12 protein-coding genes are annotated in these 16,113 nt (G+C 41.3%); 10 read left to right on the top strand and 2 right to left on the bottom strand.

What is annotated here, in order from left to right; genetic code table 11:
- Positions 1–4 precede the first annotated feature (4 nt).
- Positions 5–1,447 carry a glycoside hydrolase family 1 protein gene (locus tag B6D67_RS07185; RefSeq protein WP_010922527.1) on the top strand — a complete coding sequence of 481 codons (1,443 nt, stop codon included), beginning with the start codon at positions 5–7 and terminating at the stop codon, positions 1,445–1,447.
- A 345-nt stretch (positions 1,448–1,792) separates the two neighbouring features.
- On the opposite strand, the gene B6D67_RS10525 is transcribed toward B6D67_RS07185, so the two are convergent.
- Positions 1,793–1,915, bottom strand: coding sequence for a hypothetical protein (locus tag B6D67_RS10525; protein ID WP_011285653.1), 123 nt, complete (start codon positions 1,913–1,915; stop codon positions 1,793–1,795).
- 142 nt (positions 1,916–2,057) lie between these two features.
- On the bottom strand, positions 2,058–2,936 hold the full coding sequence (locus B6D67_RS07180; RefSeq protein WP_011285652.1) for an ROK family protein: 879 nt from the start codon (positions 2,934–2,936) through the stop codon (positions 2,058–2,060).
- 195 nt (positions 2,937–3,131) lie between these two features.
- On the opposite strand from B6D67_RS07180, the gene B6D67_RS07175 reads away from it, so the two are divergent.
- The 9 genes from B6D67_RS07175 (at position 3,132) to B6D67_RS07135 (ending at position 16,095) form a co-directional block, all read left to right on the top strand.
- A complete protein-coding gene (locus B6D67_RS07175) occupies positions 3,132–4,082 on the top strand; it encodes an ABC transporter permease (protein ID WP_011285651.1) in 951 nt (316 codons plus the stop codon).
- Positions 4,083–4,091: 9 nt separating this feature from the next.
- Positions 4,092–5,018 (top strand): carbohydrate ABC transporter permease, encoded by a 927-nt coding sequence (locus B6D67_RS07170; RefSeq protein WP_002988998.1) that lies wholly within the window; start codon positions 4,092–4,094, stop codon positions 5,016–5,018.
- Positions 5,019–5,098: 80 nt separating this feature from the next.
- The gene (locus B6D67_RS07165) at positions 5,099–6,544 is read left to right on the top strand and encodes an ABC transporter substrate-binding protein (RefSeq protein WP_002995654.1); all 1,446 of its coding nucleotides are present in this window, start codon (positions 5,099–5,101) and stop codon (positions 6,542–6,544) included.
- Between the two features lie 305 nt (positions 6,545–6,849).
- Positions 6,850–7,455, top strand: a complete 606-nt coding sequence (locus B6D67_RS07160) for a YesL family protein (protein ID WP_010922522.1) — start codon at positions 6,850–6,852, stop codon at positions 7,453–7,455.
- The gene (locus B6D67_RS07155; protein WP_010922521.1) at positions 7,445–9,169 is read left to right on the top strand and encodes a sensor histidine kinase; all 1,725 of its coding nucleotides are present in this window, start codon (positions 7,445–7,447) and stop codon (positions 9,167–9,169) included. The genes B6D67_RS07160 and B6D67_RS07155 overlap by 11 nt, the downstream gene beginning before the upstream one ends.
- A complete protein-coding gene (locus tag B6D67_RS07150; RefSeq protein WP_010922520.1) occupies positions 9,169–10,653 on the top strand; it encodes a response regulator transcription factor in 1,485 nt (494 codons plus the stop codon). The genes B6D67_RS07155 and B6D67_RS07150 overlap by 1 nt, the downstream gene beginning before the upstream one ends.
- A gap of 19 nt (positions 10,654–10,672) precedes the next feature.
- Positions 10,673–14,089 (top strand): glycoside hydrolase family 2 protein, encoded by a 3,417-nt coding sequence (locus B6D67_RS07145; protein ID WP_011285649.1) that lies wholly within the window; start codon positions 10,673–10,675, stop codon positions 14,087–14,089.
- A gap of 137 nt (positions 14,090–14,226) precedes the next feature.
- Positions 14,227–15,105 (top strand): shikimate dehydrogenase, encoded by an 879-nt coding sequence (locus B6D67_RS07140; protein ID WP_002983735.1) that lies wholly within the window; start codon positions 14,227–14,229, stop codon positions 15,103–15,105.
- A 234-nt stretch (positions 15,106–15,339) separates the two neighbouring features.
- On the top strand, positions 15,340–16,095 hold the full coding sequence (locus B6D67_RS07135) for a class I SAM-dependent methyltransferase (RefSeq protein ID WP_010922518.1): 756 nt from the start codon (positions 15,340–15,342) through the stop codon (positions 16,093–16,095).
- Positions 16,096–16,113 lie beyond the last annotated feature (18 nt).

The raw sequence follows: 16,113 nt of genomic DNA, 5'->3' as shown, positions 1-16,113 counted from the left end.
TGATATGTTAGCATTTCCAAAAGAGTTTTGGTGGGGAGGAGCCACCTCAGGCCCTCAAAGTGAGGGGCGTTTTGCTAAGCAGCACCGCAATCTCTTTGATTATTGGTATGAAGAGGAGCCTGACTTGTTTTACGATTACGTGGGACCTGATACGGCTTCGGATGCCTATCATCAGATTGAATCTGATTTGACCTTGTTAGCTTCACTAGGTCACAATTCTTACCGTACCTCCATTCAGTGGACACGTTTGATTGATGACTTTGAGCAAGCGACGATTAATCCTGATGGCCTTGCCTATTATAATCGAGTGATTGATGCTTGCTTGGCCAATGGTATTCGTCCTGTTATTAATTTGCATCATTTTGACCTGCCAATTGCCCTCTATCAAGCCTATGGTGGCTGGGAATCAAAGCATGTTGTGGACTTATTTGTCGCCTTTAGCAAGGTTTGTTTTGAGCAGTTTGGTGATCGGGTTAAGGATTGGTTTGTCCACAATGAACCTATGGTCGTTGTGGAAGGCTCTTATTTAATGCAATTTCATTACCCTGCTATCGTGGATGGGAAAAAAGCAGTCCAGGTCGCCTATAATCTAGCCCTAGCCACAGCCAAGGTTATTCAAGCTTACAGGCGAGGTCCAGCAGAACTTAGTGATGGGCGTATTGGAACCATTCTCAATCTGACGCCAGCCTACCCAGCTAGTCAATCAGAAGCGGATATGGCTGCTGCGCATTTTGCAGAACTTTGGAACAATGACTTGTTTATGGAAGCTGCTGTTCATGGGAAATTCCCAGAAGAATTGGTTGCGGTATTGAAAAAAGATGGGGTTTTGTGGCAATCAACGCCAGAAGAGTTGGCTCTTATTGCTGAGAATAGAGTGGATTATTTGGGATTGAATTTTTACCACCCTAAGCGCGTGAAGGCTCCTGATGCCATTCCAGTGATTAGCCCATCTTGGAGTCCTGAATGGTATTATGATCCCTACCTGATGCCTGGCCGCCGCATGAACGTGGATAAGGGGTGGGAGATCTATCCTGAGGCTGTCTATGATATTGCCATCAAGATGCGAGACCATTACGACAATATTCCTTGGTTCTTATCTGAAAATGGTGTAGGGATTTCAGGAGAAGACCGTTACCGTGATGAAACTGGTCAGATTCAAGATGATTATCGCATCCAATTTTTGAAAGAACATTTAACCTATCTCCACAAAGGAATAGAAGCAGGCTCGAATTGTTTTGGTTACCATGTATGGACACCAATTGATGGCTGGTCTTGGCTCAATGCCTACAAAAACCGCTATGGCCTTGTGGAAAATAATATCCATACCCAAGTGCGACGACCTAAAGCTTCAGCTTATTGGTTTAAAAAAGTAGCTACTCATAACCGCTTGATTTCATTAGAAGTAATGGAGGAGTTTGGAGGCTCTGCTTCTCACCTCAGTGATTGAACGTGTGAACGTCTCCTTTGAGACAAGTGAATAATGATGTTACCAATGATTAAACAAGGGCCTTTTTCCTCATGTTAAGAGGATCGAGGCTCTTGTATTTCTTTGGAAAGTGTTGGTATTTGCCGAACTAGATATAAGCGTTCTGTCTGGTTTAGCATCAACTACCCATCTTGTTTAATTTGACTCTTCAATTCTTTAGAGTATCTTGGCTAAGGATGCTTGTTTTTCATCTTGGTATTTTAGGATTTTCTTTCATATTTTTGGGCCAGATAAAAGTCCCTTATGGTTTCTAGTGACTGTTTGTTATGTCACTGTCCACGATAAGGGGACTATATGAGTGAGTTATTAAGTGAGGCTTTGCTTATTGGCGATAACTAGCATAGCTTCTAATAGCTCGAGCATTAACTGATGACCAATTCCTTTAACAGAAGCGTCAGCAACAATGACATCAACAAAGGGACCAGGCATCAGGCTGTGTTCATCAGCAGAGAGTCATTTAGGCAGAAAGCCAGTATCGTTGTAGCTAATCAGCAATCCTTTTAGGATGTCTTTGTAGATGTCAGAGGCGATTAGGGACAATAGGGGATAAGAGGGATTTAGCGGTCCATGGTTAGGCCTCCTTGTGTTCTTGGTAAAAATCAATGGCAGCTCCCAGAAGATTAGCTTCGTTTTTAAAGTGACAAATAGCTAATTGGGGTCTAAGGTCGGAGATTTCGACGGCTTGGTAGAGTTTGTCTAGTTCAGCTTCAATCGCTGACAGTAGAAAGTCAGCTTGGGAAACACCACCCCCGATTAAAATCAGTTGAGGATCAAAGGCGTGTTGAATGTTAAAAATACCGATGGCTAAACTTTGGAGAAAGACCTGCCTTTCTTTGAGTGCTAGGGGATCTCCTTGTTCTGCGAGGGCAAGGACAGCTTTGCCAGTATAATCTTTTCCGTTATTGACGATTGCACTATAGCGCTTGGCCATATTTACCACTGTCCCTAACTGACTAAAGGTTTGGTAGCGGTCGTTCATGATCATGAAACCAAACTCGCCCCCAAATAAGTGGGCACCATGGTAAATCTTGCCATCAATGACCAAGCTTCCTCCAACTCCAGTACCAAGAACGAGCATGGCTAGGCTACTAGCGCCTTTTCCTGCCCCTAAGGTAGCTTCAGCTAAGGCGGCACAATTGGCATCATTTTCGATAGAAATAGGGTAATGTAGCCGTTCTTCTAAGGCCTCTTGTATTTTAAAATGGTGAATGTAGGGAATAGCGCTGGCGCCTTCGATAACCCCCTTTTCTTTATTGACTGCCCCAGGTGAACTGATGGCAATACCTGAGAAATGGTAAGCAGAGTAACGAGCAACTTCTTGGTCGAGTAATTGGTAAAACTTTTCCAGACTAGAGGGAGTGGGAAAGCTGCTTTGCTGGCTTAATTGGCCATTGTGACAGAGGGCAAATTTAAGGGAAGTGCCTCCTATATCAATACATAACAAGCTCATGAGGTGTTCTCCTTTATTATAGTAGAATAGACGATCATGTCTCATCTTAGTATGACAGATTTAAGCAACAATGAAAAGGCTTTCTAAGTGATTCTATACTTTGTGTTATCATACCTATAATTTGTTGCTTTCAAATAATGAAAGCGCTTGATATACTGTAACTATAACGTGATTAACACAAAGGGAGGTTGGGAAATGATAAGACAAACCAACAAAAAGACATCCTTTTGGAAAAATGTGATTAAATACCGGGCCTTATTATTAATGGTATTACCAGGTTTCATCTGGTTCATCTTTTTCTTTTATATTCCAGTTTTAGCCAATGTGGTTGCTTTTAAAGATTTTCATTATTCAGCAGGGGGCTTTATGGAAAGTTTGAAGGAGAGCCCTTGGGTTGGTTTGGCTAACTTCAAATACCTCTTTGCTTCCAAAGATGCTTGGTTGATTACCAGAAATACCATTGCTTACAATGTGATTTTCTTACTCTTTAATGTTTTCTTTGCGATTGCTTTTGCCATTATCATGAGTGAGTTACGAAATAAGAGAACGGTTAAGGTCTATCACACCATGTCCTTATTGCCTTATTTCTTATCATGGGTGGTTATTGAATACTTTGTTTCTGCCTTTTTAAATACGGATAAAGGTTTCATTAATCAGCTCTTGACCGGAAGTGGAGCAGATCCAATCAAGTGGTATTCCAATCCCACTTGGTGGCCCTTGATTTTACTTTTCATGAGTGTCTGGAAGGGGCTAGGCTACAATAGCATTATCTACTATGCTTCAGTCAAAGGGATTTCTGATACTTATTATGAAGCTGCTATGGTGGATGGTGCAAGCAAATGGCAACAAATTAGGAACATCACCATTCCACAATTATTGCCAATGATGTCTATCTTATTGATCATTAATATTGGTAATATTTTTAAATCTGATTTCGGACTTTTCTACGTTATTCCTAAGAATTCAGGCCCACTTTATGACGTGACCAGTGTGTTAGATACCTATGTCTACAATGCCTTGACTGCTACAGGAGATATTGGGATGGCATCGGCAGCTAGCCTTTATCAGTCAGTAGTTGGGACCAGCATCTTGTTAGTCACCAATGCGATTGTTCGTCGCATGGACCCTGATGCAGCCTTGTTTTAGGAGGAAAACATGGAGAAAAAGAAAAAAGTCGAAAAGGTTAATGTTAGAACCTTTGATCGAAAAACCAATGCTATCTTTAATATTCTGATTGGTCTGTTTGCCATCTCTTGTATCATTCCTTTTATCTTCGTGATTATTATTTCCTTCACTGATGAAAGTTACTTGATTAATCATGGGTATAGTTTTTTTCCAGATGTCTGGTCAACTAAGGCTTACCAGTATATTTTTCAAGGAGCCATGTCCCATAGAATCATGAGGTCATTTGGGATATCCGTGTTTATTACAGTGGTGGGAACCTTTATTAACACGACCATGACATCAACCTATGCTTATGCGATTTCAAGACCTTATTTCCCATACAGACGTTTTTTTACTGTTTATGCACTTATCACCATGCTCTTTGCACCAGGGATGGTTGCTAATTACTTGGTGGTCAGCAATCTCCTTCATTTGAAGGATACGGTTTGGGCCTTGATTTTACCAATGGCTCTGGGCCCATTTGGCATCTTGGTCATGAGAACGTTCTTTAAAAAGACAGTTCCAGATAGCATTATTGAGTCGGCTCGTATGGATGGGGCTAGTGAATGGATGATTTTTATGAAAATTGTCTTACCATTAGCTGTTCCAGGGATTGCCACCATCAGTTTATTTTCTGCCTTAACTTATTGGAATGATTGGTTTAACGCCTTGCTTTATGTGCAAAGTGAGAATCTTTACCCAATGCAGTACTTACTGATGAAAATTCAGAGCAACCTACAGGCCTTGGCACAAAATGCTGGCATGAGTGCACAAATGGCAGATAGCTTAGCATCGCTGCCAAAAGAATCAGTTCGTATGGCTATCGTGGTTATTGCAACCTTGCCGATTGCCTTGACTTACCCATTCTTCCAAAAGTACTTTGTCGGTGGTTTGACCATTGGTGGGGTGAAGGAATAGGACTTAAGGAACTGGTCACAAGACCAGATTTTATCTAATCATTAGTAACAAAAGAAAACATTTTTTAGGAGGCTTCACTTATGAAAAAGTGGCAAAAAATCGTGTGTGTGACTGGAACTGTGCTTGCAGCGTCTAGTTTAGCAGCCTGCGAAAGCAAGTCAGCATCAAAGGATAGTGATGTCAAATTATTGATGTACCAAGTTGGTGACAAACCTGATAACTTCGATGAATTGATGACAATTGCTAACAAGCGCATCAAAGAAAAAACAGGTGCAACGGTTGACCTTCAATACATCGGTTGGGGGGACTGGGATGATAAAATGAGTACCATCATTGCCTCTGGTGAAAACTACGACATTGCTTTTGCCAATAATTATGTGGTCAATGCACAAAAAGGTGCTTTTGCTGATTTGACAACGTTAATGCCAAAATACGCTAAGAAAACGTATAAAAACTTAGACCCAGCCTATATTAAAGGAAATACTATTGACGGTAAACTCTATGCCTTCCCAGTAGATGCCAACGTTTATGCCCAACAGATGCTTTCTTTCAATAAAGAACTAGTGGACAAATATGGCCTTGACATTTCAAACATTAAGTCCTATGCAGATGCTGAAAATGTCTTGAAACAATTCCACGAAAAAGAACCAAATACAGCAGCTTTTGCTATTGGTCAAGTCTTTAGTATGTCAGGTGACTATGACTACCCATTAACCAAAACCCAACCCTTTGCTGTGAAAATTGATGAAGGCAAGCCAACCATCATTAATCAGTATGAAGATGAGTCCTTTAAAAACAATCTCCGCTTGATGCACAAATGGTATAAAGAAGGTTTGATTCCAACAGATGCAGCGACCAATACAGAAGGTTATCCCCTTGAAGGAAACACTTGGTTTATGCGTGAAGAAACCCAAGGTCCTATGGACTATGGCGATACTATCTTGACCAATGCTGCAGGAAAAGACATCGTGTCTCGTCCATTGACTAAACCGCTAAAAACCACATCACAAGCACAAATGGCAAACTTTGTGGTATCAAGCGTATCTAAAAACAAAGAAAAAGCAGTTGAAGTCCTTTCTCTTCTTAATAGCGATCCCGAATTGTTAAATGGGCTTGTTTATGGTGTCGAAGGCAAAGCTTGGGAAAAAATTGGCGACAAGAAAATCAAACTGCTCGATGGCTATCAACCAAAAATGCACATGGGTGCTTGGAATACTGGTAACAATAAAATCCTTTACACTCAAGAATCTGTTACTGACGACATGATTGCTAAACGTGACCAATCAATCAAGGATGCTAAAGAATCTCCAATCCTTGGTTTCACTGTTGACACAAAAGTTATCAAAACGGAATTGTCAAATATTTCAAATGTCATGAACCGATATAAAGCAAGTATCAATACTGGTACAGTGGATCCTGACGAAGCCCTTCCAAAACTTCTTGCAGACCTCAAAGGTGCTGGTTGGGACAAGGTGCAAAAAGAAGTTCAAAAACAATTGGACGACTTTGTAGCTAAAGACAAGTAAGGCATTCATTTTCTTGATTATAAGTTGAGGGCTGGGAAATCTCAGCTCTTTTCTTCTGATGAGTGGAAAAAACGGATCATCAAATAAGTGGAAGTTATAAAGGGAGAAAAATTAATGTCAATAATGTTACTACTCTTAGTAAAGCGGTTTCCAAAAGCCTATAAAGTGTGCTATATTAGAAGAGTCTAAACTATTAATCAGAGTAAAACTAATACCAGCATCTTACTGGGGGTGCTAAAACTAGTCTCGTAGCTGCTGGTCCCTGAAACTGCTATAAGTGTTAACAAGAAAAAGAGGACTATCATATGAATGGCATTGAAAAAACCTGCTTTTTAATTTGGAAAATGATCCAATTGACCCTCATTTTTCATCTCTTGTCCTTAGCTGGACTGATTGTGTTTGGGGTGGGGCCAGCCTGGCAAACCATTGTCACCCTATTTTTAAAAACACCTCAAGAAGAAAACCACTATTCTTTGAAAAGGGCTGTTCAACTTTGGAAATCTTATTTCAAAGAAGCTAATCTAAGATTTGGTCTTTTTGCCCTGACTTTCCTTTTTTTAACCTTTAATTTGCATTGGGCAGTACAGTTTCCATCCTTGTTTTGGTTTACCGTGTCTTTCTTGATTGTAATAGCCATGGTTTGGCTAACCATGACCTATCTTTACATGGTTTTTTATGCAGTGAGCTATGAGATTAACCTTTGGAATAATATGAAATTAGCCTTTATCAGCGTCTTTTTAAGTTTCAAATCCTTTTTACTCATGCTGAGTGTTTTGTTGGGAATTACCTTAGTGACTTGGCAATACAAAGGTCTTTATCTCTTTTTAACCTTCGGAGCTCTAGTCTTTTGCTTGGACTTTGTCACTAAGGCTAATCGTCGACTAGTAGATGGAGTGATTGATGAGTGTTAAAACATTGGGAAGGTATGTGACTAACCACTTTAAGCAGGGTTTTTTGATTAATCGACTGATGAAATTATATAGCCTGCTAATTGTAAGTTTTTTCACTTTAGCAGCTATTGGCTTGAGCAGTTATTCTATTAGTAGTACTTATAAAAGGGTGGATGCTGAGGCGCAGATGCGATTGGAGGAGACTCTAGGTAGATTGCAGTCACAAAACGATATTACCCTACGGGTTTTAGACCAGTTGGTTGGCCGTTCAGAAGATTACCATAATCTCTATCAATACATGACGTTAACCCCAAACCAATATTTTTCAAACGTTTTTGAAGACTGGGAAAAAGGAAAAGACACGGTCCTATTTTCTGAAGAGGTGAGGCGTCTTTTTGACTTGTACCCTGATGTGACTTCTATGACCCTACTGCTAGAGGACAGTAGTGCTTATCTGTACGCCGATAAGGTCATTAAGACGGGTCGTTTGCTTTATAGCAAGCCTGAAAAAGTAACCGGAAATGTTTTAGTTCGCTCTATTCGAAATCCAGAATCAGGAGATGTGACAGGTCGTCTTTACCTGACCTTTGACAAACCACCGACTTTGGTAGAGACACAGCAGGATCACTATTTAGCTACTTTTGCTTTTGATTACTATGGCCGCAAACTCTTCCATCAAGGAGGTCGGAGATTTCCTCATTTAGAGGCTGAGGTTAAAAAGGCTATCAAGGCAGATCGGGCAGCTGATCTTAGTAATCTTAGCAAGGCTTATCGGATGCAGTACAATCGCTCGGGAGACCTCTTGGCTTATGTGGCTGTCAGAAAATCCTATTTATTAGCGGAAGCTGTCAGGACAGTTTTTGTGTATGGCCTTGTTTCTCTACTTTTAGCTTGGCTGTTATTGCAGTTGCTCTTTAGGGTTTTCCGAAATTATATCCAGCAGGTTTCTGAAATTACGGATACTGTTGAAATGGTTGCAGCAGGCGATTTGTCTTTAACCATCGACAACAGCCACATGGAATTGGAACTGTATCATATCTCAGAAGCCATTAATCAGATGTTGGCCAGCATTAAAGCTTATATTGACGAAGTTTATGTGTTAGAGGTAGAGCAACGAGATGCCCAAATGAGAGCTCTGCAGTCTCAAATCAACCCTCATTTTTTATACAACACGTTAGAGTATATTCGGATGTACGCCCTTAGTTGTCAACAAGAAGAATTAGCAGATGTCATTTATGCCTTTGCGAGTCTGCTTCGCAACAATATTAGCCAAGATAAGATGACCACCTTAAAAGAAGAACTGGCTTTTTGTGAAAAGTACATTTACCTTTATCAAATGCGGTATCCAGATAGCTTCGCTTATCATGTAAAAATTGATGAGAGTGTTGCTGACTTAGCCATTCCTAAATTTGTCATTCAACCTCTCGTTGAAAATTATTTTGTGCATGGGATTGATTATAGTCGCCATGACAATGCACTAAGCATCAAGGCTTTAGATGAGACGGATCATCTCTTGATTCAGGTGCTTGATAATGGACGTGGTATTAGTCAAGAGCGCTTAGCAGATATGGAAAAAAGGCTTCAAGAGCACCAAACAACAGGCAATAGCTCTATTGGTTTGCAAAATGTTTACCTCCGTCTCTTTCATCATTTTCGAGACAGGGTTTCTTGGTCCATGGCTAAGGAGCCAAATGGTGGCTTTATCATTCAAATTAGGATTAGAAAGGATGCTTGATGTATAAGGTACTATTAGTTGACGATGAATACATGATTTTACAAGGGCTCACCATGATTATTGATTGGCAGGCACTTGGATTTGAAGTGGTTCAAACAGCAAGATCAGGCAAGGAAGCCTTAGCCTATTTGACTCAGTACCCAGTGGATGTCATGATTTCAGATGTTACCATGCCTGGAATGACAGGACTGGATTTAATAGAAGCAGCTAAAACCTATCATCCTCAGCTACAAACCTTGATTTTATCTGGTTATCAAGAATTCTCCTATGTGCAAAAGGCTATGGAATTAGAAACCAAGGGGTATTTGTTAAAACCTGTTGATAAGGCAGAATTACAGGCTAAAATGAAACAATTTAAAGACTGGTTGGATGCCCAGCAGGCAGAATCAATCCGGCAAGAAGCCTATCATGACAGCCTTTTGACCCTTTGGCTTACAGATGAATTGAGTGAGAAAGAATTTCAGCAGTTAAGTCAAGGCTTGCCAGCGGCTGCTTTAACTGGTTTTACAGTGCTGTATTTGGACTGTCAAGAGTGGCAAGCAGCCATCGATGCTTATTTTGAACGAGAAGGTCAGCCTTTTTATCTCAAAAAAGAAGAAGATAAGAAGGTTTATCTGGCTGTCCTACTTGGTAAAACTGATCAAGCCAAGGCGTTTACCTATGATCTACAAAAGCGATTCTCAAGAAACATGCATCAACTTATTTTGGGAGAAACAGTTGATGACTGGGAAAATGTTTATGAAAGCTACAATCAGGTGCTTAAGAGCCTCTTTTACAATTGTGAAGTGTCACCAATTAGAGCAAAAGATAAGTCCAAAATTGAACTACCAGAGTCCCGTTTGCAGTTCTTTGCTTTTAACAAGGCGTTGATGATTGGGGACGAACCTACAATCTTGTCTAAATTAGAAGCTATTTTTGACGAGATGAAGACCTTGAACTTTTCACCAGAGGATGTGAAGCATGTTTCGTTCTTGTTGTTTTCTGACATTTATCGTCAATTTCCCATTTTAGATAAAATGACTTATCTGTCCATGGTAAAAACTATTCATGACAGCCAATCCATTGATTGCATTTTGAGGGAACTAAAAAAAGTGTTGGATGTCACCAATCAGAACAATTCCCCTGAAAAACGCTATTCAGATTTAGTTAGTGAAACCATTGATTGCATTCGCAAGGAATACCATCAAGAATTAACTCTTAAAGCTATCGCTGATAGGTTACATGTCAATGGGGTTTATTTAGGGCAATGCTTTAAAAATGAAACCGAGCGTAGTTTTACCCAGTACTTAAATCATGTTAGGATTCAAAAAGCGCAACAGTTATTGCTTTACACCAACCAATCCATCAATGAAATTGCTTATGAAACAGGTTACAATACCAATCATTATTTTATCAAGATGTTTAAAAAGTTGAATGGTTTATCGCCAAAAGAGTTCAGAGATCGTTACAAGGACAATTACCAAGCCATCAAGGGCGACCAGTAACGTCAAACAGGAGATTGATATGACACCAGATAGCAAGGAGCAGACAGTGACTGGCTACCAATACCACTATATTGATCAAGAAGGAAGAAAGCAGCCCTTTAATCAAGGCTGGCGTTTTCTTATGGCAGATGTGGCGTGTGCTCAGGACCCTTCTTTTGATGATTCGAACTGGCAGGTGATTCATTTACCACATGATTTCAGTCTTACGCAGCCTTACACAAGAAATGGTGAAGCTGAAAGTGCTTATAAATTAGGTGGTGTCGGTTGGTATCGGCATTATCTCGTGTTAGATGAGGTTTTAGCTGGTTGTCATGTTGCCATTACTTTTGAGGGTTCCTATATGGAAACGGAAATTTATGTTAACGGGCAATTCATTGGCAAACACTTAAATGGCTATCAGGAATTTACTTATGATATCTCTGATGTTGTGACTTTTGGAGCTGAAAATCTTCTGGCTGTCCGGGTTGAAAACAAGGTTCCCAGTTCTCGTTGGTATTCAGGCAGTGGTCTTTATCGTGAAGTGAGTTTGTCTGTTCTTCCCCAGCTTCATTTTGTGGCAGACCAGGTAGCAATGACCTTGGCTGATACTGCTGTGCAGGAGAAAGGGCAACAGAAAGTTGATTTACGCTTTGCCCTCAATCAGTCTATTCAGACTTGCCACTACCAATTGAGCCTCTGTTTATGGGAACAATCACATTGCTCAAAAGACAAGAAACTCCTTTATCAAGAAACAGAAGTGCCTCTAGCTGATTTGGCTTTCCAAAGACAGTATGGTCTTACACTGTCTTTGGAAGAACTCCAATTGTGGTCACCAGATAATCCTCACCTCTACGATTTAGAACTCACTCTTTACTATCAAGGTCAGGTCATTGATTGCTTTTGCCTTGAAACTGGTTTTCGTCAGCTGACTTTTATGGCCAATCAGGGGCTTTTTGTGAATGGCAGAGCTGTCAAATTAAAGGGAGTTTGTTTGCATCATGACCAAGGAGGCCTAGGAGCTTGTGCTTACGAAGATGCCCTAGCCAGACAATTAGTCCTGTTGAAAGACATGGGGGCTAATACCATTCGTAGCACCCATAACCCAAGTAGTCCCAAACTTAGGCAACTAGCCAATCGTCTCGGCTTTTTTGTGATTGAAGAAGCCTTTGACACCTGGACCTATGCCAAAAATGGAAACGTTAATGACTTTTCAAACTATTTCCATCAGACTATCGGAACTGAAAATGCAAACTATCTTCAAAGAGTGAGGTCACCTGAAACGAGCTGGGCCCAGTATAGTATTGAGGCCATGGTCTGGTCTGCCAAGAATGACCCGTCAGTGTTGATGTGGTCGATTGGTAATGAATTGATGGAGGGTTTTTCAGCCGATGTCAGTCATTACCCAGAGCTGACAAGACAAATGTGCCAATGGATTACTGCTATTGACACCTCACGTCCCATTACCTTTGGGGACAATAAATTAAAAGAAGCTGACTTTTGCTGGCATGAGGAAGTGTCGCAAATGGCAACTCTTCTTAGTCAATTAGACCATCCTCAGGGACTCATTGGGTTAAACTATGCTGATGGAAAAGACTATGATAGGCTTCATGAGGAGCACTCTGATTGGCTGTTGTATGGTTCTGAAACAGTCTCAGCCATTACCAGCAGGGCTTATTATAAAGAGACAAAAAAAGTTCTTGACTCCGGTTATCACCTAACCTCTTATGATCATGCTAAGGTTGATTGGGGTGCCTTCGCTAGCCAGGCTTGGTATGATACCATTACCCGTGATTTTGTTGCTGGCGAATGCGTTTGGACAGGCTTTGATTATTTAGGAGAACCTACCCCCTGGAACAAGATCGACAGCGGTGTTGTAGGCCTTTGGCCTTCTCCTAAAAATGCCTACTTTGGCATTTTAGACACGGCAGGCTTTCCAAAAGATAGCTATTATTTTTACCAAAGTCAGTGGGCGCAGGGGCAGACCACCTTGCACCTGTTACCAGTCTGGCAGAAGGACCAGCTTTGTTTCGATGAGCAGGGATTGGTGGAGGTTGTGGTTTATAGCAATGCTGCCAGTGTGCAACTGATGTTTGAAGATGAGCAGGGCAACTTAACAGATTATGGAAGGAAGGCATTTCATACTTATAGCACGCCAACGGGACACACTTATCAGCTTTACCAAGGAGCTGACGCTGCTAAGAATCCTCACGAGAACCTTTACCTGACTTGGCGAGTGCCCTATCAAAAAGGGTTGCTAAGGGCAGTGGCCTACGACATTTCTGGTAAAAGCATTCCAAAAACCAGTGGACGTTCTCAGGTTAGAACCTATGGTTCAGTGGCAAAGCTATCTTGGAAAGCCTTTGAAGCACCTATTGACGCTCCTTGGGAATTGCTTTATCTGGATTTATCACTCTTGGATAGCCGAGGTGAATTGGTCAGCCATGCTCAAGATTGGTTGCAGGTTCAAGTAGAAGGACCAGCCCGTTTGTTGGCTCTTGATAATGGGAATCCGACTGACCACACCCCTTATCAGGAGCCTCTGCGCCAGGCATATGGGGGAAAATTATTAGCCATTTTAGCCCTCACTGGAGAGGCGGGACACATTAAGGTCACGGCAAAAGCCTCGCAGCAACTTAGCAGTGTTTTTCAGACACAAGTAGCCTGCCGTGCCCCCAAAGAACACTTAGTGACACTACCTTTAGAGAAATATCAGTTTAAAAAGAGCCGACTGACAAGTCAACAAGAAATTGGTCAATCTTGTCTAAAGACCACACAATTCCTTTCTGTTTTGGAGAACAAAGACACCCAGCAAAAAGCAGGTAAGGCTAGCACACCTCACATTCTTATCACTAGTTACCAGCACTATTTATCTCTGCCCTTGCAGGTTTGTTCTCAGGCATTTGATTTTAAAAAAGGCGACGATATCTTCTTGCCTCAGTGGCTCCAAGTCAAAGATGCCCAAGGTTCTCTTGTGAAAAAAGCTTTTTCAATGACGTGGTACCTAAAAGAGAAAATCTTTGCCAAGCCTATTCTTGTCACAGGCTATGTTTCTTGTTTTGGGCAATCAATACCGGTTGAGGCAAGGCTTAACCTAGCACAAGCTAGCAAAAGACGGCACCAGGATCTCAGTTTAGTCGCCAAGCAATCCCTGGCCGCAAGTCAAAAAAGGCTAACTTATTGCTACCAATATGATACGGTGCAAGCCATAGGAGCCATTAGCTTGCAAAATCACACAGGCACATCTCTTAGTGTTTCTGTGGCAATCAGTTATGGTAGTCAGAGCTCTATTAAGCAAGAAACCTTGATGCTAGCTGATAGCCACTTGAGCCAGTTAGAAGAGGTTATTTTCTTCGATGATATTTTGACTGTTTTGTATCTGGCAGTGACCCTTGAAGTCATTGAAGGACCTGACCTAACTGAAGACAGTATTCAAATTGGCCTTTGGGATTTAGCATGAAGCATGAGTAAAAGAAGACTTCTTTGGCACCAGGTCTGATGAATTCTGTAAAATAAGGTATAATAAAAAACAAATAGGCGTCCTTTATTACGTGAAAGGCGCCTTTACAAGGTTGAAATGGAAAGTGAGATTTCTAAATGTCAGAACGTTTATCAGGCCACACCCTGTTGGTCTCTTTGCTTGCTACCCCTATTCGTCATAGTTTGTCTCCCAAAATGCACAATGAAGCCTATGCTAAACTGGGGCTGGATTATGCCTACCTTGCTTTTGAAGTAGGGACAGAGCAATTAGCAGATGCCGTGCAAGGGATTCGTGCCTTAGGAATTCGTGGCTCCAATGTGTCTATGCCAAATAAAGAAGCTATTTTACCCTTATTGGATGACTTGTCCCCAGCTGCTGAGTTGGTCGGTGCAGTCAATACGGTTGTCAATAAGGATGGTAAAGGACATCTCGTGGGGCATATTACAGACGGTATAGGAGCGCTCAGAGCCTTGGCTGACGAAGGAGTGTCGGTAAAGAACAAAATCATTACCCTAGCAGGAGTTGGTGGGGCTGGGAAAGCTATCGCTGTCCAGCTCGCTTTTGACGGCGCCAAAGAGGTTCGTTTGTTTAACCGACAAGCTACACGTCTAAGTAGCGTTCAAAAGCTTGTGACAAAACTGAACCAGCTAACAAGGACTAAAGTAACCCTTCAAGACTTGGAAGATCAGACTGCCTTTAAGGAGGCCATCAGGGAATCTCATCTATTTATTGATGCTACAAGTGTAGGAATGAAGCCTTTAGAAAATCTAAGTTTGATTACCGACCCCGAGCTCATTCGCCCAGACTTGGTGGTCTTTGACATCGTGTACAGCCCAGCAGAAACCAAGTTACTAGCCTTTGCCCGTCAACATGGCGCCCAAAAAGTCATTAATGGGCTAGGAATGGTGCTTTATCAAGGAGCAGAAGCTTTTAAATTAATCACTGGTCAAGACATGCCAGTTGACGCTATTAAACCTCTTTTAGGTGATGAGTAACACTTTTTAAGTAAGCTTAATTATGATATATTAATAAGAGATGGAGCAGTCATCATGGGCTGCTAAAATTCTTTTTGCGAGAGCTGTTTTTAAGAGCAAAAAGCTTATTTGAAGAGCCTTATCCCTAACGTGATACAAGTCATAGTTCCTTTGAGGTCTGCCAGATAACCTACCGTTTTTTTAGAAAAGAAGCTCTTATAAAAGGAAAAGTTCAATGAATAAAGGAGAATAGCAATGGTAACAAAGGAAGTTGGGCATGACTTTTTAGCACGTCTAGGAAAAAAACGCTTAAGACCTGGCGGTGTTGAGGCGACAAACTGGTTGATTGAACAAGGACAATTCTCTCAGGATTGTCACGTTTTAGAGGTTGCCTGCAATCGCTGCACGACAGCAATAGAGTTAGCTAAAACCTTCGGTTGTCAGATTGATGCCGTTGACTTAAACCCCAAGGTTGTCAAAGAAGCACAAGAAAGGGTTGCTGTTGAGGGGTTAACCCGTCACATTACAGTATCCCAAGCCAGTGCTTTATCACTACCATTTCCAGATAACCATTTTGATATTGTGATTAATGAAGCCATGTTAACCATGTTGAACGCCCAAGCCAAGGAGAAGGCACTCAATGAATATTGGCGTGTGTTAAAACCAGGCGGGCGACTTTTGACACATGACGTAGCTTATGAAGATCCAAAAACAAGACAAGTACTTGACGAGTTACGTCAAACGATTCATGTCAATGTTGCTCCCTTGTCACTAACAGGTTGGCAAGCCTTATATCAAGAACACGGTTTTTCTCAAGTGACTTATCACCATGGGAAAATGTCTTTGATGACACCTCGTGGAATGATTAAGGATGAAGGTCTTATGAACACCCTGAACATTATGAGACGAGGCCTTAAGAAAGAGAACAGACAACAGTTTTTAAAGATGCGTCGTTTTTTTACCAGAACAGGCAAAAATCTCTGCTATATTGCTGTAAAAAGTGTAAAATAAACCTTAGACCAACCTGTC

The sequence above is a fragment of the Streptococcus pyogenes genome (assembly GCF_002055535.1).
GTDB lineage: Bacteria > Bacillota > Bacilli > Lactobacillales > Streptococcaceae > Streptococcus > Streptococcus pyogenes.
The sequence above is the reverse complement of the archived record's forward strand: the minus strand, read 5'-3'. Positions and strand labels throughout refer to the sequence as shown.

Coding starts and splice junctions, on each gene's coding strand:
- B6D67_RS07185 (WP_010922527.1), top strand. CDS start 5: ATGTTAGCATTTCCAAAAGAGTTTTGGTGGGGAGGAGCCACCTCAGGC.
- B6D67_RS10525 (WP_011285653.1), bottom strand. CDS start 1,915: ATGCCTGGTCCCTTTGTTGATGTCATTGTTGCTGACGCTTCTGTTAAA.
- B6D67_RS07180 (WP_011285652.1), bottom strand. CDS start 2,936: ATGAGCTTGTTATGTATTGATATAGGAGGCACTTCCCTTAAATTTGCC.
- B6D67_RS07175 (WP_011285651.1), top strand. CDS start 3,132: ATGATAAGACAAACCAACAAAAAGACATCCTTTTGGAAAAATGTGATT.
- B6D67_RS07170 (WP_002988998.1), top strand. CDS start 4,092: ATGGAGAAAAAGAAAAAAGTCGAAAAGGTTAATGTTAGAACCTTTGAT.
- B6D67_RS07165 (WP_002995654.1), top strand. CDS start 5,099: ATGAAAAAGTGGCAAAAAATCGTGTGTGTGACTGGAACTGTGCTTGCA.
- B6D67_RS07160 (WP_010922522.1), top strand. CDS start 6,850: ATGAATGGCATTGAAAAAACCTGCTTTTTAATTTGGAAAATGATCCAA.
- B6D67_RS07155 (WP_010922521.1), top strand. CDS start 7,445: ATGAGTGTTAAAACATTGGGAAGGTATGTGACTAACCACTTTAAGCAG.
- B6D67_RS07150 (WP_010922520.1), top strand. CDS start 9,169: ATGTATAAGGTACTATTAGTTGACGATGAATACATGATTTTACAAGGG.
- B6D67_RS07145 (WP_011285649.1), top strand. CDS start 10,673: ATGACACCAGATAGCAAGGAGCAGACAGTGACTGGCTACCAATACCAC.
- B6D67_RS07140 (WP_002983735.1), top strand. CDS start 14,227: ATGTCAGAACGTTTATCAGGCCACACCCTGTTGGTCTCTTTGCTTGCT.
- B6D67_RS07135 (WP_010922518.1), top strand. CDS start 15,340: ATGGTAACAAAGGAAGTTGGGCATGACTTTTTAGCACGTCTAGGAAAA.